Here is a 17236-nt window from a genome sequence, read left to right as displayed (position 1 = left end):
CCGGTTAGCTCACGGCCTCCCACGCCATGGCCTCGATCTCCTCTGCACAGGATGGTCGAGGCATTTCGTGTCCATCGACGTGGGTCACGCGCGCTTGGACGCGCACGGAGGAGACCAGCCACACCCCGTCGAGCGCCGTGAGTTCCTCCACGGTCAGCGGCCGGTATTCCACGGTCCAGCCCCGAGCCTCGGCCACCTTAAACAGGGCTGCCTGGGTGGTTCCCGGCAGAATTCCCGCCTCCACCGGCGGGCTGACCAGGGTTTTCCCATCCACGCCGATGACGGTGGAGGTGGGCCCTTCCAAGACCAGGCCTTCGTCGGAGACAAAGATGACGTCGTCGAAGTCGTGGGATTTCGCGTAGCGCAGGGCGGCCATGTTCGCGGCGTAACTCAGCGTCTTCGCCCCCACCAGCGCCCACGGGGAGCGCTGCGACAGATCGATGCGGAAGCCCCGCTCCGCGGTCATCACCCGCACGCCCTCGGCGCGGTCCTTCATCAGCTGCGGCCACGCCGGGCTGATGGTGATCCAGCCGGTGGCAGCCCCCGTGGATTCGCGGCCGCGCGAGTACACCCAGCGCAGCGCCGCCTCGTTCGGCACGTCCTCCCCGTGCGCCCGGGCCTGTTCCACGCGCCGGGTGAACTCCTCGGCGGCGAGCTCGGTAGCCTTCAACCAGGTCTCGCGGTCCGGGGCGTCCAGGTCCAGCATGGCGGAGCTGTTGACGAAGCGGTGGAAGTGCAGCTCAACGTTCTTCACATCCCCATCCCGCAGCATCAGCGTTTCGAAGATTCCGTCTCCGCGCACGGCGGCGAGGTCGTCGGAGTAAATGAAGGGGGCGTCCGCGTCCACGAAGTGCGGGGTGTCCGTGCCGAGCACGTCGAGGACCAGTTGGGAGGGAAGGTGTGAACTCATGCCACTGATCTTAGAGTACGGCTACGATGGGGTCATGCTGGATTCTTCCGAACTGAGCCCGATCCTTGACCACGAACCAGGCGCCAGCAATGTTGCCGATGGCGCGCACGCCCTCACTGCCTGGCATTACGGGGATCCGCTGGTGGAGCAGTCCCGCCTGGACAAGCCGGGGGCGGTGGGGCTGGTGGATGGCTGGGATCGGGTGGCGATCCGCATCACTGGGGGCGAGCGGCTGATGTGGCTGAATTCGCTGATTTCGCAGAAGGTCAATGCCATGCGGCCGGAGCAGGTGACCGAGGGGCTGGTGCTGTCCGCGCAGGGCCACGTTGAGCATTATTTTGGCATCACCGCCACCGAGGATGCGCTGGTTTTAGACGTGCACGTATCCCGCGCCGAGGCGTTGCTGACCTATCTGACCCGCATGATCTTCTGGGCCGATGTGCAGGTGGAGCAGGTGCCCTGGTCCCGCCTGAGCCTGATTGCTCGCCATCCTATCCCCGACGCCCAGCCTGCTGCCCTCCTGGCCTCCGATCGCCGCGTGGGCTCGTGGCATGTGCGGGATCTGTGGTTTTCTACAGACGAGATCACGTCCGCGTGGGATGGCCTGCGGGAGCAGGCGCGTCCCACCGGCGCGATGGCTGCGCGAGCGGTGCGCCTTGAGGCGCGGGTTCCCAGCCTGGAGGATCTTGACGAGCGCACCATCCCGCACGAGGTTCCCGCGTTCATCGGCGCCGGCGCGGTGGGTGCCACGCAGCGCGAGGTGGAAGAGGAAGGCCCCACGGATGCGGCGGTGCACCTGAACAAGGGGTGCTACCGCGGCCAGGAGACGGTATCCCGCGTGCAGAACTTAGGCAAGGCCCCGCGTGTGCTGGTGCTGCTGACCCTGGACGGTTCGGTGAATCGCTTACCGGAGGTGGGGGCTGACGTCACCGCGGGCGGACGTACGGTGGGGCGCGTGGGCTCCTCCACGCACCATTGGGAGGAGGGGCCCATCGCGCTCGCGCTCATCAAGCGCGCGGTAGTGGAGAAGCTGGCGACGGATCCGGACCAGGTTCCGCCGCTGCAGGCCGACGGGATTGATGTGGCGATTGACCCCGCGGACGTGGTGAAGGACGAGCGGGAGGCCCCCGGGCGCGCGGCGATCAAGCGCCTGAAAAGCGTGGACTAGACGGGGCATCAACACGCCCCCTACCCCTGCCTGACCTTTGTTTTTCCGAGATTATCCACCTCGTTTAAGCAAATCGTATATAGAACCGCTATGGTGTAGGTCAGGAATAATACAAGTAAGAAACCCCCAAGGGAGTCAGTTCATGGGTCGTGGTCGCGCTAAGGCAAAGCAGGCAAAGGTCGCTCGTCAGCTGAAGTACAACACTCCAGAGATGGATCTGGAACGTTTGCAGCGAGAGCTGGCCGGGGGGTCCGACCGTGACCAGCAGGCTGACGAGTACAACGACGAGTACTCCGACGAGCCATGGTCCGAGTACATCGACGACGATGAGGACGAGCCTCAGCGCTAATCCCTACACCTGAGGGTGGGATCCGCTGAGGAACGCCCCGGATTCTTCCCCATCAGCCACAGTACGTACCTCACCCAAACGCCATACCTTCATGTGGCGTGCGGTGAGGATCGCCATGGCACGCTCAGCATCCTCTTCGGATACCACGGCAACCATACCTACGCCCATGTTGAAGGTCTTCTCCATCTCTTCCTGGGCGACGTTGCCGGTGCGCGCGATCAGGTCGAAGATTGGACCAGGCGTCCAGCTATTGCGCTGCAGCTCTGCAACCAAGCCTTCTGGGATCACGCGGGCGAGGTTGTTCGCCAGTCCACCACCGGTGATGTGCGCGAAGGTGTGCACCTCGCACTCCGCCGCCAGATCCAGGCAGTCCTTCGCGTAGATGTAGGTGGGCTCCAGCAGCTCCTCGCCGAGGGTCCGGCCGAGCTCCTCGATGTGCCCATCCAGCGGCAGCTGGGCGGTGTCCAGCAGCACGTGGCGTGCCAGGGAGTAGCCGTTGGAGTGCAGACCGCTGGAGGCCATCGCGATGACCACATCACCCGGGCGAACCCGATCTGGGCCCAGCACCTTATCCTCTTCCACCACGCCCACGGCGGTAGCGGAGACGTCGTACTCGCCTTCCTTCATCACGCCGGGGTGCTCGGCGGTCTCGCCGCCGAGCAGGGCGCAGCCGGCGTCCTCACAACCCGCGGCCACACCGGCCACGATGGAGGCCACGTGCTCTGGGACAACCTTGCCGATCGCAATGTAGTCCTGCAGGAAGAGAGGCTCCGCGCCGCACACCACCAGGTCGTCCACGCACATGGCCACCAGGTCCTTACCAATGGTGTCGTGCTTATCCATCGCCTGTGCCACGGCGAGCTTGGTGCCCACGCCGTCGGAGGAGGCTGCCAGCAACGGCTTGTCGTACTCGCCCAGCGCGAACAGTCCGGCGAAGCCACCCAGGCCGCCACGCACCTCGGGGCGGGTGGCCTTCTTCGCCAGCGGTGCGAACAGCTCTACTGCCTTATCGCCGGCTTCGATGTCCACGCCGGCCGCGGCATAGGAGGTGCCCTGGGAAGGGTTGGTGTTCTGGCTCATGAGTTGTTCCGTGTTCTTCCGTTAGTGTTCTTCTACTAGTGATCTGTGACGTCGTTGACAAACTGGTCGAGCTCATCGGCTGTATCGCACGCGCTGCCCTGCAGCCGCCGGACCGCCTCCGAATGGGGGTTGCCGCCCGGAAGGCCCAGTGGGTAGTGGCCGTCGAAGCACGCCTTGCACAGCTGGCTCTCCGGCTGGCCCGAGGCGGCGATCATCGCCTCCTCGGAGACAAACGCCAGAGAGTCCGCCCCGATCTCCTCGCAGATCGCCTCCACGGGGTTCTTCTGATCCACGGTGTTGGCAATGAGCTCGTCGGGGGAGGCGAAGTCAATGCCATAGAAGCATGGCCACTTCACCGGCGGTGAGGCGATACGGACGTGCACTTCGGCAGCGCCGGCATCCCGCAGCATCTTAATCAGCGCGCGCTGGGTGTTTCCGCGCACGATCGAGTCATCCACCACCACCAGCCGCTTGCCCTGAATCACCTCGCGCAGCGGGTTCAGCTTCAGGCGGATACCCAGCTGGCGGATCGTCTGGCTAGGCTGGATGAACGTGCGGCCCACATAGGCGTTCTTTACCAGGCCCTGCCCGAAGGGGATGCCGGAGGCCTGGGCGTAGCCCACGGCCGCAGGCGTTCCGGATTCCGGCACGGGGATCACCAGGTCGCCCTCCGCGCTGGACTCCTGCGCCAGCGCGCGTCCGATCTGCACGCGGGTGCCATTGACGGACTGCCCCTGGATCACGGAGTCCGGGCGGGCCAGGTACACGTACTCAAATACGCAGCCCTTCGGGGTGGCCTGGGCGATCGTGCGGGAGCGCACGCCGTCCTGGTTGATGATGAGCATCTCGCCGGGCTCCACGTCCCGCACGAACTCGGCACCCACGATGTCCAGGCCAGAGGTCTCGCTGGACACCACCCAGCCGCCGCCGGGCATCTGCCCCAAGGACAGGGGGCGCACACCATGAGGATCGCGCACGGCATACAGGGAGTCGCCATCGGTGAACAGCACGCAGAAAGCGCCGTTGACGCGCGGGAACAGCTCCGCCGCCGCGTCCTCCACGGTGGTCTCCCCATCCACGGCGTCCGCCAGCAGCGCACACATCACGTCGGAATCCGACGGGTGCGTGGTCGGGTTCACCAGCCCCTTGTCCGCTGCCTCGCGCACCAGGTCCTGGTAGTTCACCAGGTTGCCGTTGTGCCCCAGGGCGATGTCCGTGCCATTCGGGGAAATGCGAAACATCGGCTGGGCATTGTCCCAGCTGGCTCCACCTGCGGTGGAGTAGCGGCAATGTCCCAAGCCGATGTGCCCGTTCAGAGATTCCAGAGATTGTTCGTCAAAGACCTGGCTCACCAGGCCCAGATCCTTAAAGACAACAATCTGTTCCCCATTACCCACAGCGATACCGGCGGCCTCCTGGCCGCGGTGCTGCAGGGCGTACAGCCCGTAATAGGATAGCTTCGAGACATCTTCCCCTGGAGCCCATACGCCAAAAACACCGCACTCTTCGCGGGGTTCCGTGTCCCCGTGGTCATCGTACGGAGCGGCGTAACTTTCCTTCATAGTCACGGTTGCTAACGATACCCGCAATCGGGGAAAAACCCCAACATGTCAGCCTCGAAACCGCAGCAACGGAAGGTGCTTCGCGAGCTCGGAGGCTCGGGAACCGGAGACTTCGGCGTCGGAATTCATTAATGTCTCCTCCCCCACCAGCAGACGCAGCCACGTCACGGGCGAGCATTGCACAACATTGGGCGGGGTGCCACGGCGGTGCTCGGGCCCCGGCAGGCACTGGACGGCGGCGAACGGCGGGACACGCACCTCCAGCGTGTGGCCGGGCACGCTCTGCCCCAGCAGCGCGATGGACAGGCGCACGGCCTGCGCCACCTCCGCACGGCCGGGACGGGCGACGCGTTCGGGGTCGCGCACCCACGGCAGGACGCGCTCGAGGGCGTCGCGCGTGGCAGAAATCAGCTCCGGACCGGATAGTTGAGGGCTCACAGGTGCCAAGATTACTCAAACCCCGTTAGCATAGATACTTTAGTTATGATTCCATTTTCTTTGATTTGTTGAAAGGTTCGCTCAGAAGTGACCGACACCCCTAATCCTGCCGTAACTCTGCGATTCCTCGCAGCCCCCACGGACGTCCTCATGGCTGGAGCCATGGGCGTGCACGGTGGCCGCGTGCTGGAGTGGATCGACAAGGCAGCCTACGCCTGCGCCACCGGATGGGCCCGCTCCTACTGTGTGACCGCCTACGTGGGTCACATTCACTTCACCCGCCCCATCCCCTCCGGCCACATGGTGGAGGTGCGCTCCCGCATCGTCTACACCGGCCGCTCCTCCATGCACATCGTCAACGAAGTGCTCTCCGCCGACCCGCGCGAGGGCGTGTTCACCCGCGCCTGCGACTGCCTGGTGATCTTCGTGGCGATGGACGAAAACCGTAAGCCAAAGCCCGTCCCCACCTTCACCCCCACCACCGAGGAGGAGATCCGCAAGGAGCGCGCCGCCCTGTCCCGCGTGCAGCTGCGCCGCGAGATCGAAGAGGAGATGCTGCGGCAGAACTACACGGACAACTCCACCGCGCCGCGCGTCACGCACCGTTTCCTGGCGAAGCCCACCGACGTGAACTGGGGTGGCAACGTGCACGGCGGTACCGCGATGCAGTGGATCGACGAGGCCGCCACGAACGTGACGATGTCCTGGTCCGGCGAGCGCACCGTCGCCGTGTACGCGGGTGGCATCCGCTTCTACCGTCCGGTGCAGATCGGGGACCTTGTGGAGGTCGACGCCCGGCTCATCCGCACCGACGCCCGCTCCATGACCGTGATGGTGCACCTCCGCGCCGGCGATCCGCGCGAGCAGATCGACGAGCTGCCGACCGCGATCCACGCGTCCATGACCTACGTGGCCACCGACATCGACGGCAACCCACTGGCCGCGCGCGAGTACACCCCCATCACCGACGAGGACAAGGCTCTGGCGCTGCACGCCACGACCCTGCGCCAGCTCCGCAAGGAGTACGAGCCCATCCCGCTGGTGGAGCCCACCCCGCTGGACTTTAAGTTCCTCGCGGAGTAGGTCGGCTACTCAATCACCGAGTTGTTGCCCGCCGCGTGGCTAAACAGCGCGGGCAGCGTGGACGTCCACGCGGTGCGCAGCTCCTCCACGCTGAAGGTGATGTCGAAGGAGTCCGCGGACTCCACCGCCCGGGACTGATCCAGCGCCGCACCGTCCGCAAACGGGGTGGCGGGGAACGCTGAGTCGGAGTAGCGCACCACAGGCTCGCCCTCCTGGTCGGTGGTGCCCGTCAGGCCGATCCAGCCGCCGGTCAGGCCATGGTCTGCCAGGGACATCATCACGTCCTTGTACTCGGACGGGCGCACGGCCAGCAGCACGCGGGACGCCGTCTCGGAGAACAGGGAGATGAAGCCCTGCTCCACCAGGCTGAGCTTGTCCGCCTGGTTCACCTGCTCCGTGAGCTTTTGCAAGGCTTCCTCGCCCAGCTCCTCGCCCTCCAGCACCGCGCCGATCTCGTGGGCGACAATACGGTCCATCGCATCGACGTCCTCCTCGTTGCGCAGCACCGCAGAGTAGTGCAGGGACAGCACAGGGTTGAGCGTCATGCCCAGGCCCTCACCTGGCACGGCCATCTCCACGACAGCCTGGGACAGGCCGCCCTCAGACAGGTCGTGCGCGGCAACGATGCGCTCGCGGTTCGCGGACAGGAACGCGCCCAGCTGCTTCTCCACCTGCAGGTTCACCTGCGGCGGCAGGCCGGAGAGGTTCTGGTGTGCCACCTGCTGCCAGATGGAACCGCCCAGCTCGTCCTGGGTCTCGGCACCCGCCAGGATCAGGTGCAGCGGCTCCTCCACGGACGCCGGCACGCGCTGCGGAATCCGGGTGGCCACGTCATCGATGGTGCCCAGCACCGCTACCACCGGGGTGGGCAGAATCGCGGTGCTGCCGGTCTGGTTGTAGAAGGACACGTTACCGCCGGTCACGGGCGTTTCCATGGTGGCGCAGCCATCCGCCAGGCCATGCACGGCCTCCTTGAACTGCCACATCACCGCAGGCTCCTCCGGGGACCCGAAGTTCAGGCAGTTGGACACAGCCACCGGGGTAGCACCCGTGATGGCCACGTTGCGGTAGGCCTCAGCCAACGCCAGCTGCGCGCCCGTGTACGGATCCAGGCGGGTGTATCGGCCGGAGGCGTCCGTGGACACCGCGATGCCGCGGCCGGACTCCTCGTCGATACGCAGCACGCCGGCGTCGGCATCCTTCGCGGCGATGGTATTACCGCGGACGTAACGGTCATATTGCTCGGTGATGAATTCACGCGAGCACAGCGCCGGGGACGCCGCCATATCCAGCACAGTCTGGCGCACCGCCTGGCTGGTGGTCGGGCGTTCCAGATCCGCCTCGGTCTGCAGGTCATCCTGCTCGGCCGGGCGCTCATACGGGCGCTCGTACACCGGACCCTCCTCGGCCATGGTGCGCGGCGGGGCGTCCACCACGATCTCACCCTGGTGCTCAATCACCAGGTGATCGCCGTCCGTCACGCACCCAATATCCGACGCCAGCACATCCCACTTGCGGCAAATCTCCATGAACGCGTCCACGTTATCCGGGGTCACCACAGCACACATGCGCTCCTGGGACTCGGACGCCAGAATCTCCGTGGCGGTCATGTTCTCCGCGCGCAGGTGCACGTTGTCCAGGTTGATGTGCATGCCGCCATCACCCGCGGACGCCAGCTCAGAGGTAGCACACGTCAGACCCGCACCACCGAGGTCCTGGATACCCACCACCACTCCGGCGCGGTACAGATCCAGGCAGCACTCGATGAGCACCTTCTCCGCGAAGGGGTCGCCCACCTGCACGGCGGGAAGCTTGCGCTCGGCACCTTCCTCGAAGGTGTCCGACGCCAACACCGACACACCACCAATGCCATCCAACCCCGTGCGGGATCCGAAGAGGATCACACGGTTACCCGTACCCGAGGCGAAGGCCAGCTTCAGGTCCTCCACCTTCAACGTGCCCACACACAGGGCGTTGACCAGGGGGTTTCCTGCATAGGACTCGTCGAAGACTGTCTCGCCACCAATGTTCGGCAGGCCCAACGAGTTACCGTAGCCACCCACACCAGCGACCACGCCCGGCAGGACGCGCGCGGTATCCGGAGCCTCAGCCGGACCGAAGCGCAGCTGATCCATCACCGCAACCGGACGGGCACCCATCGCCATGATGTCGCGGACAATGCCGCCCACACCCGTGGCCGCACCCTGGTACGGCTCCACATACGACGGGTGGTTGTGGGACTCCACCTTGAACGTCACCGCGTGGCCATCCCCGATGTCAATCACACCGGCATTCTCACCAATGCCGGCCAGCATCTTGGACTTCATCTCCTCCGTGGTGGTCTCACCGAAGTAGCGCAAATGCGTCTTGGAGGACTTGTAGGAGCAGTGCTCCGACCACATGATGGAGTACATGGACAGCTCGGCGTCCGTGGGACGGCGGCCCAGGATCTCCTTGATGCGCGCGTACTCGTCGTCCTTCAGACCCAGCTCCGCGTAGGGCTGCTCAACATCCGGGTTGGCCTGCGCGTCCGCAACAGTATCGTTCTTAATCATCTTAAAAGCTCCTCAGTACAGACGTAAACAGCCCCAAACCATCCAGCGATGGGCCGGTCAGCTCCTCCACAGCGTGTTCAGGGTGCGGCATCAAGCCCACAACATTGCCCTGCTTGTTGCTCACGCCCGCGATCGCGTTGCGGGACCCGTTGTGGTTGACCTGGTAGCGGAACACCACGCGGCCCTCCCCCTCGAGCTCCTTGAGAGTCTCCTCATCCGCCTGGAATCGACCCTCGCCGTGCTTCGACGGCACAAGAATCTTTGAGCCCTTCTCAAAACCGCTGGTCCACGGCGTGTCCGTGCTCTCCACGTCCAGGTACACATCACGGCAGATGAAGTGCAGACCCTCGTTGCGCGTCAGCGCGCCCGGCAACAGACCCGCCTCCTGCAGGATCTGGAAACCGTTGCAGATGCCCAGCACAGGCACACCACGCCCGGCCGCCTCCACCACGGAACGCATCGCCGGCGCGATCGACGCGATCGCACCCGCGCGCAAGTAGTCACCATAGGAGAAGCCTCCGGGGACGACCACGGCGTCGACATTCTTCAGATCCTCGTCCGCGTGCCACAGTTCCACTGGCTCGCCTCCGGCGAGACGCACGGCGCGGGCGGCGTCGACGTCATCCAGAGTGCCGGGGAAGGTGATCACGCCAATGCGTGCAGTCACAGCCCTAAGCCTCCTTGCGTGCAGACTCGACTACGATGTCGTAGTCCTCAATGACAGTGTTGGCCAGAAGATCAGCGGCGATCTTCTCCAGGTCCTCAGAGGACACCCCGTCCTCCACCTCGAGTTCGAAGCGCTTGCCCTGACGGACATCCTTCACTCCGCTGATTCCGATGCGCCCCAGCGCGCGGACCACAGCCTGGCCCTGGGGATCGAGAATTTCCTGCTTCGGCATGACGTTAACTACAACACGGGCCATGGCTCTAGTGTGCTCCCAAAATGAGTTGATCCAAGTTTTCTACCTGCACAATCCTAACACCTTAACCGTCCTGGAGCCCCATGCGGTCAATCTCCCACGCCGTTTCAAAAGCAGCCTGTCGCCACTTCTCATAACGGCCGGACACGCCCCCGTGACCACCCGAGAGTTCGCACTTCAGCAGCACATCCGCCCCGGCCACCTCGCGCAGCTTCGCCACCCACTTCGCCGGCTCCACATACAGCACGCGCGTGTCATTGATGCTCGTGATCGCCAGAATCGGCGGATACGTCTTGTCCGCAGAGATATTCTCGTAAGGCGCGTAGCTCGCCATGTAGTCATACACCTGCGGATCGTGGAACGGATCGCCCCACTCGTCCCACTCCGTCACCGTCAGCGGCAACTCCGGCATCAACATGCTGGTCAGCGGATCCACAAACGGCACCACCGCCTCAATGCCCGCGAAGCGATCCCCGGCCATATTCGCCACAGCACCCATCAACATGCCGCCGGCGGAACCGCCCTCCGCCACCATCTTCTCCGGAGTGGTCATGCCTTCCGCGATGAGATAGTCCGCCACATCAATGAAGTCGTAGAACGTGTTCTTCTTGAGCAAGCCCTTGCCCGTGTCATACCACGCACGGCCCATCTCACCACCACCCCGAACGTGGGCGATGACGTACACCACGCCACGGTCCAACATGGACAAACGGAACACACTAAAGCCCGGATCCATGCTGGTCTCATACGACCCATACGCATACAACAACACCGGGTTCTCCGCGTTCACATCCACATCCGCCCGGTGAATCACACTCACCGGAATCTTCACACCGTCGCGGCTGGTCACCCACCGGCGCTCCGCCGCATACTCCGACGGATCAAACTCCCGACCATCCGGGGCCGGCAACACCACCTGCTGCTTCCTCAGGTGCCGCTCCCCCGTCGCCAAGTCCACATCGAACACCCGCGCCGGGGTGGTGAAGCTCGACACACCCACACGCAACACAGGCGCGTTCCACTCACCATTGTTCCCCGTGATCACGGACGCCAGTTCCTCGTCGAACGTGATCTCCTCAAACTCGGTGAAAGCCTGGGCACCGGGATGTTCGGCGTCGTTATTCAGGGACATCAGGAAGGCACGTTCGATCGCATGTTCGCGGCTCTCCAGCACCACATGATTCGCGAAAACGCTCACCCCCTCCACCCGGGCATCGTCACGGTGCGCAACCAGCGTGGTGGCATCGTCCAGGGAGTTCACCACCCCCGCCGGGTGGTACGCCAACTCCGAGTTCACCCCATTGCGGTTGTGGACGATCATCCACATGTCCTCCCCGCCCACGATCGCGTGGTCAACCCCGTAGTCCACGTTGTCCTCACGCGGAAGGATGCACGTGAGCTCGGCATTCGGGTCCTCCAAGTCCAGGAACCACGCCTCAGACGTGACCTTGGAACCCGCGCCGATCAGCAGGAAACGCTCACTGCGGGTGGTGGACACGGACGTCCAAAAGTGCTCGTCGTCCTCGCGGTAGACCAGCTGATCCTCCTCCGAGCCCAGCGTGTGCTTCCAAATCTCATGCGGACGCCACGCATCATCCACCCTCTGGTAGTAGATCGTGTCATTGCCCACCCAGGTGGCGCCATAGAAAATGCCATCGATCCGGTCGTCCAGCAGCTCGCCCGTGGTCAGGTCCTTGATCCGCAAGTTGAAACGCTCATCACCCGTGGTGTCCACGGAGTACGCCAACAGTGAACCATCGAAGCTCAGGCTCGCTGCGCCCAGGTTGAAAAACTCGTGGCCCTCGGCCAGTTCATTGCAATCCAGGAACGCCTCCTCATCCGGGTGAGGGGTGGCGGGATCAATCGTGGGTGGAGTCCAATCATCCGGATCCTCCACCTTGATGCGGCACATCGTGGCGTAGCTCTTGCCCTCCTCCGTGCGGGAGAAGTACCACCACTGGCGGTTACGCACCGGCAGAGTCATATCCGTCTCCTGCACCCGGGCCTTCACTTCCTGGAAGATGTTCTCCGACAGAGTCTTTAGGTGGCCGGTGCGGGCCTGGGTGTAGGCATTCTCCGCCTCCAAGTGCGCCCGCAGCTCCGGCGAGTCCTTCTCCCGCATCCACTCATAATTGTCCTCGAACACTCTGCCGTGATACTCACGGCGGTGCAGGACCTTCTTCGGCTGTGGTGGGCGGACAGATGCAGACTCAACAGTAGACATAGCCCCATATGCTACAGGGCGGGTGGCACACTAGCCCCGTCGAGGATGCACCCAGAACACGTCGCTGTCCCCGTTGCTGCAGCGTGGGCGTGGAAGTGGAGAATCGCCGGCGCAGATCCAGCCCCACCGAGACCATTGGCTGGAGCTGTCCCGCGCCTCGCTGATGTATGCGCGGAACACCTCCATGGCGCGCACGCAATCCGTGCCGTCCTTCGCGGCGTAGACGTAGCCCCAGTCATCCAGGAAGCCCTTTTCGCCCCTCTCGATGGTGCCGCAGACCGTGCCGGTGAGGCCGCGGCCATTGGCATCCTTCTCCTGGGGGAAGGAGTCAGAGTAGTACTCGCCTCCCGAGACCTTGAACCAGTGCCCGCCGCGGGTGACCTGGATGGTGACGTCGTCGGTCTGCTCTACCCGGATGCCGTTGAAGGTGAAGCTCTCGCCCACTTTCAGGCGCTCTCCTGAGGTCGCTGACTTGTTGGACACCACTGGCTGGAACATTTCCAGCTCGCCTTTCCACTTCACCTTGTTGGAGTAGATGGTGTCCACGCCCTGCTCGTAGTAGATCGGAGGGTCGGCGAAGTCCACGTCGCAGTCCACGGAGCCGCGGCCGATCGTGCAGGCAACGGAGCCGTCCGCGGATTCCACCACGTACTTGCCGCCGTCTTTGAAATCCTTGGCGCTGCGGTGATCGCCCTTGTGCTTGGAGATGGTTGCGCCGTCATCGCCGTCATCATTATCATCCTCCGACGCCGAGTTCGTCAATGCCCAGTTCCCCTCCGTGAGAGTGGGCTGGGAGCAGCCTCCCAGAAGGATCATTCCGGCGGACAGCACGCCCACGAGGGCGGTCTTAGGCACAGCGCGCATAAAAATACTCCTCAGATGAAAGTCTCTGAGGAATATCTTAGCTATTGCTTACGTTACTGACTAGACGCAGCTACCAATCCAGTCGGAAAAGCGCTTACCGGAGATTTTCTCGTACGCCTCCACGTAGCGGGAGCGGGTCGCCTCCACCACAGATCCGGGCAGGGCCGGCGGCGGGGTGCCTTCACTCTTGTCCCAGCCGGACTTCTGCCCGGTCAGCCAGTTGCGGACGTACTGCTTATCAAAGGACGGCTGCACCCTGCCCTCTTCGTACTCGTCCGCTGGCCAATAGCGGGAGGAATCCGGGGTCAGCACCTCATCGGCCAGCACCAGGTTGCCCTCGTCATCCAGACCGAATTCAAACTTCGTGTCCGCCAGAATCACGCCACGTTCCTCCGCGATCTTCGCCGCCGCAGAGTAGATCGCCAGGGTGGCGTCCCGCAGTTCCGTGGCACGCTTTTCGCCCAGCGCGTCCACCACCACGTCGAAGGACACGTTCTCGTCGTGGTCCCCTACCTCTGCCTTCGTGGCCGGGGTGAAGATGGGTTCTGGCAATTTCGACGCCTCAGTGAGCCCCTCCGGAAGCTCCACCCCACAGACGGAGCCCGTCTCCTGGTACTCCTTCAGCCCCGATCCGGTGAGGTAGCCGCGTGCCACGCACTCGAAGGGGATCATGTCCAGCTTCTTGCACACCATCGCGCGGCCCAGCACCGCCTGCGGGATCCGCTCGTCATCCAGCGCTCCCGCCAGGTGGTTGGGGAAGTCGATCTGCTCGAAGAAGAAGGCACTCATGGCCGTGAGGACACGGCCCTTATCCGGGATCTCGGTTTCCAGGATGAAATCGTAGGCACTGATCCGATCGGAGACGACCATCAACAGGTTGTCCTCATCGATTTCATAAATTTCGCGCACTTTTCCAGCAGAAATGTGCTCATACTCACAGAGTTCTGGACGCATGACTGAACAGTCTAGACCTTTCCCCTCGCCCTACAAAATGTCGCCCGGGGTGTAGCGAGCGGCCTCGGGATACTTCCGCACAATGGCATCCGCACGCTCGAGCACCCGTGCTACCTGGGACTCCGCCGCACCGATGAACGCGTGACGGTCTTCCAGCGCCTGCTCGAGGTCCTGCTCGCTCATCGGCAGCCGCTCGTCGGCCGCCAGACGCTGCACCAGATCCTGCTCGCCACCGTTTTCCCGCATGTTCAGGGCCACCGCCACTGCGTTTTCCTTGATGACCTCATGTGCCGTTTCCCGTCCGACGCCAGCACGCACCGCCGCCATCAAGATGCGGGTGGTTGCCAGGAAAGGTAGGTACCGATCGAGCTCGCGCTCAATCATTGCGGGGAACGCACCGAATTCATCCAGGACGGTGAGGAATGTCTCACACATGCCGTCGAAGGTGAAGAATGCATCCGGCAGGGCGACGCGGCGCACCACGGAGCAGAACACGTCGCCTTCGTTCCATTGCGCTCCGGCGAGGTCCGCGGCCATGGTGAGGTATCCACGCAGGAGGATCTGCATGCCTCCCACGCGCTCGCAGGAGCGAGCGTTCATCTTGTGTGGCATCGCGGAGGATCCCACTTGGCCTTCCTTGAAGCCTTCGGTCACGGTCTCGTTGCCGGCCATGAGGCGGATGGTCATCGACAGGGAGGACAGCGCCGCACCGACCTGCACCAGGGCAGACAGGGCGTCCATGTCCAGAGAGCGCGGGTAGACCTGACCCACGGAGTCGAAGACCCGGGTGAAGCCCAGGGTGGAGGCAATGTTCTGCTCCAGCTCGCCCAGCTTCGATTCGTCGCCGCCCACGAGGTCCAGCATGTCCTGCGAGGTACCCATGGGCCCCTTGATGCCGCGCAGTGGATAGCGGGACAGCAGGTCCTCGAGGCGCTCCAGACCGACCATCAGCTCATCGGCGGCGGAGGCGAAGCGCTTGCCCAGCGTGGTTGCTTGCGCCGCCACGTTGTGGGAGCGTCCGGCCATGACGAGGGACTGGTACTCCCCTGCCCGCTTCGCGATGCGGTTGAGCACGGCAACTGCCTTGTCCCGGGCTAGCTTCAATGCGGTGACGATCTGCAGCTGCTCCACGTTTTCCGTCAGGTCGCGGGAGGTCATTCCCTTGTGGATGTGCTCGTGGCCGGCCAGGGCGTTGAACTCTTCGATGCGGGCCTTGACGTCGTGGCGGGTCACCTTCTCGCGCTCGGCGATGGAGTCCAGATCAACCTGGTCGATGACAGCTTCGTAGGCGGCGATGGCGTCTTCGGGCACGTCGATTCCCAGGGATGCCTGGGCCTTCATCACGGAGATCCACAGTTGGCGCTCCAGGATGATCTTATCTTCGGGAGACCAGATGGACACCATGTCCGGGGAGGCGTATCGGTTGGCTAGGACGTTGGAAATATTCTTCTTTGCAGGCACGACTGTCATTATCCCATACTTTTAGATTGCTGTTTCACCCCAGTAATAGAGGTGCGCGAGCTTGCTGCGAAACACCGCGAGTTCCTCCGGATCCCCGGGCATGCCGAACTGCAGATGCCCCAGCACGGTCACCTCGGCGTTGAGGAGGTCCTCCCCGTCCAGGTAGGCAGGCCGGATAGGGTCGGCCGGCGTGTCCTGGGCCCGGGCGCGTTTGCGGGACAACCTCTCGGCGAAGGTCGCTCGGGCGAGGGGCCCTTCGGCGGTGGTCGAGACCGTGTGTCCGTCGCCCTGCGAGGTCCAGACTTCGGTGGAGTCCGGGTAGCGGGCCACATCCCAGATTCCCGCGGTCTTCAACCGGTGATGCCTGCGGCACAGCAGGTGCAGGTTGTCGGTGTGGGTGGGGCCGCCATCGCTGTAGCGGTGAATGTGGTCGATGTCGCACTGATGCGCGGGAACAGCACAGCCGGGGAAGCGGCAGTGCATGTCGCGCCCCTCCACGAAGGCCCGTTGGGCCTCCGTAGGGGTGTAGCCGTCAGTCTCGGAGGGTGCCAGGTCCCGCACGTGCGTGGCGCGATCTTCCCAACGCGCCGCGTCCTCCTCATCCAGGCGAATGCCGTTGGCGAACACCTGTCCGCTCTCGCTCTTGAAGAGGTTCAGCGTGATCCGCACATCGGCTTGCCCCAGAATCAGGCGCACCACGGCCTCGCCGGTGGAGATGTGATATTTCTCTGCTGTGTTCCGGACCAGCTGTTCGATCGCATGGCCTTCGATGAGAGGAAGGTTCACAGTGATCTCGGCGCTGTGCTCGCCTCGCGTAACGCGAAACTCAGGCTTCTTGCGCTTCATCTCGCGGGGTAGAGCGTCCTGGCAGTGCACCTCCAGCACAGCAAAGATCCTCTTCACTACCTGCGCTGGGGACAAGGGGCACTGGTTCACCACGATGGGCGCGAGTGCCACGAGCACGTCGGGTTCCACTTCCCCTTCCAGACCATCCGGAACGTAGGACAGGCAATCCGCCAGCTTCGAGACAGCCTGCGGAGTGTAATGCCCCGTCACGAGCAGCCCCATCACTTCCGGATACCTGGCCAGCACCATGGCCTCCACGCTGAGCTTTTCCGCCTGATAATTCGTGAGCCCCAGCCGCGCGGCGATGCGCGTGGCATGGTCGCACACATAGTCATCCTCGGCAGGAATCGCTGCGATCATGCGCTGGACGTGCACGCGGTTAGCGCTGCGCCCCAGCTCGGCTAGCTCGTCATTCTCCGCAGCAAGGATCCAGCAGGCCCCGGCGCGTGCATACGGTGGACGGTACACCATAGCGGTCTCCCCCTTCCCCCTATTTCTATCATTATAGTGTTCTATTCTTCTGAGTTGAATCCCCTCAACTCCCTTGCGCACAAGCCTACAACACACAACACATTAGGTCAAGTGTTCGATACAACTTTTTCGCAAGAAACACCTCAACCCCGGTCCGGAGGGATCGGGGTTGAGGTGCTGACGTTTCAAGAGGAGAGTTAGACCGTTACTTCGTAGCATTCACCTTTCGCGTGGGAGTCGATGGTTACCAGCTCAACTTTTCGAACCAGTGAGACCTAATCTAAGGCCCGATTCTGCCAAAAAGCTGAAAAGCAACTACAGGTTTCCTACGCAATTAGTAAGCATTCCCAC

General features: G+C 63.6%; 15 protein-coding genes. 3 read left to right on the top strand and 12 right to left on the bottom strand.

What is annotated here, in order from left to right:
* Positions 1-4 precede the first annotated feature (4 nt).
* Positions 5-910: an aminodeoxychorismate lyase gene (locus IAU67_RS01840; protein ID WP_151842482.1), complete on the bottom strand. Its 906-nt coding sequence runs from the start codon at positions 908-910 to the stop codon at positions 5-7.
* Here IAU67_RS01840 and ygfZ point away from each other — a divergent pair.
* Together ygfZ and IAU67_RS01830 are read left to right on the top strand one after the other, a co-directional pair.
* The gene (gene ygfZ, locus IAU67_RS01835; RefSeq protein WP_225723527.1) at positions 909-2078 is read left to right on the top strand and encodes a CAF17-like 4Fe-4S cluster assembly/insertion protein YgfZ; all 1170 of its coding nucleotides are present in this window, start codon (positions 909-911) and stop codon (positions 2076-2078) included. The two genes, IAU67_RS01840 and ygfZ, sit on opposite strands and share 2 nt — an antisense overlap.
* 142 nt (positions 2079-2220) lie before the next feature.
* Positions 2221-2427 (top strand): DUF3073 domain-containing protein, encoded by a 207-nt coding sequence (locus IAU67_RS01830; RefSeq protein WP_151842483.1) that lies wholly within the window; start codon positions 2221-2223, stop codon positions 2425-2427.
* Between the two features lie 3 nt (positions 2428-2430).
* Here IAU67_RS01830 and purM read toward each other — a convergent pair whose 3' ends face one another.
* From purM to IAU67_RS01815, 3 genes are read right to left on the bottom strand one after another with little or no spacing between them, the layout of a single operon-like run.
* On the bottom strand, positions 2431-3507 hold the full coding sequence (gene purM, locus IAU67_RS01825; protein WP_151842484.1) for a phosphoribosylformylglycinamidine cyclo-ligase: 1077 nt from the start codon (positions 3505-3507) through the stop codon (positions 2431-2433).
* Between the two features lie 35 nt (positions 3508-3542).
* On the bottom strand, positions 3543-5069 hold the full coding sequence (gene purF / locus IAU67_RS01820; RefSeq protein WP_151842694.1) for an amidophosphoribosyltransferase: 1527 nt from the start codon (positions 5067-5069) through the stop codon (positions 3543-3545).
* Positions 5070-5117: 48 nt separating this feature from the next.
* Positions 5118-5507, bottom strand: coding sequence for a sterol carrier family protein (locus IAU67_RS01815; protein ID WP_151842485.1), 390 nt, complete (start codon positions 5505-5507; stop codon positions 5118-5120).
* A gap of 87 nt (positions 5508-5594) precedes the next feature.
* Here IAU67_RS01815 and IAU67_RS01810 point away from each other — a divergent pair, with 87 nt between their 5' ends.
* The gene (locus IAU67_RS01810; RefSeq protein WP_151842486.1) at positions 5595-6590 is read left to right on the top strand and encodes an acyl-CoA thioesterase; all 996 of its coding nucleotides are present in this window, start codon (positions 5595-5597) and stop codon (positions 6588-6590) included.
* 5 nt (positions 6591-6595) lie between these two features.
* Here IAU67_RS01810 and purL read toward each other — a convergent pair whose 3' ends face one another.
* The 8 genes from purL to IAU67_RS01770 form a co-directional block, all read right to left on the bottom strand.
* On the bottom strand, positions 6596-9145 hold the full coding sequence (gene purL / locus IAU67_RS01805; protein WP_225723528.1) for a phosphoribosylformylglycinamidine synthase subunit PurL: 2550 nt from the start codon (positions 9143-9145) through the stop codon (positions 6596-6598).
* A gap of 1 nt (position 9146) precedes the next feature.
* Entirely contained in the window at positions 9147-9812 is a 666-nt protein-coding gene (gene purQ, locus IAU67_RS01800; protein ID WP_151842487.1) for a phosphoribosylformylglycinamidine synthase subunit PurQ, read from the bottom strand.
* Positions 9813-9816: 4 nt separating this feature from the next.
* A complete protein-coding gene (purS, locus tag IAU67_RS01795; protein ID WP_151842488.1) occupies positions 9817-10068 on the bottom strand; it encodes a phosphoribosylformylglycinamidine synthase subunit PurS in 252 nt (83 codons plus the stop codon).
* A 61-nt stretch (positions 10069-10129) separates the two neighbouring features.
* Positions 10130-12289 carry a S9 family peptidase gene (locus IAU67_RS01790; protein ID WP_151842489.1) on the bottom strand — a complete coding sequence of 720 codons (2160 nt, stop codon included), beginning with the start codon at positions 12287-12289 and terminating at the stop codon, positions 10130-10132.
* Between the two features lie 30 nt (positions 12290-12319).
* Positions 12320-13153, bottom strand: a complete 834-nt coding sequence (locus IAU67_RS01785) for a hypothetical protein (RefSeq protein ID WP_151842490.1) — start codon at positions 13151-13153, stop codon at positions 12320-12322.
* 60 nt (positions 13154-13213) lie between these two features.
* Positions 13214-14107, bottom strand: a complete 894-nt coding sequence (locus IAU67_RS01780) for a phosphoribosylaminoimidazolesuccinocarboxamide synthase (protein ID WP_151842491.1) — start codon at positions 14105-14107, stop codon at positions 13214-13216.
* A 30-nt stretch (positions 14108-14137) separates the two neighbouring features.
* Positions 14138-15577, bottom strand: a complete 1440-nt coding sequence (purB, locus tag IAU67_RS01775) for an adenylosuccinate lyase (RefSeq protein ID WP_187767939.1) — start codon at positions 15575-15577, stop codon at positions 14138-14140.
* Between the two features lie 12 nt (positions 15578-15589).
* Complete coding sequence (locus IAU67_RS01770; RefSeq protein ID WP_151842493.1) at positions 15590-16885, bottom strand: HNH endonuclease signature motif containing protein; 1296 nt, start codon at positions 16883-16885, stop codon at positions 15590-15592.
* Between the last annotated feature and the right edge of the window lie 351 nt (positions 16886-17236).

Source organism: Corynebacterium zhongnanshanii (genome assembly GCF_014490575.1).
In the GTDB taxonomy this organism is placed as follows: domain Bacteria; phylum Actinomycetota; class Actinomycetes; order Mycobacteriales; family Mycobacteriaceae; genus Corynebacterium; species Corynebacterium zhongnanshanii.
This window is presented reverse-complemented; position numbering and strand designations above follow the sequence as displayed.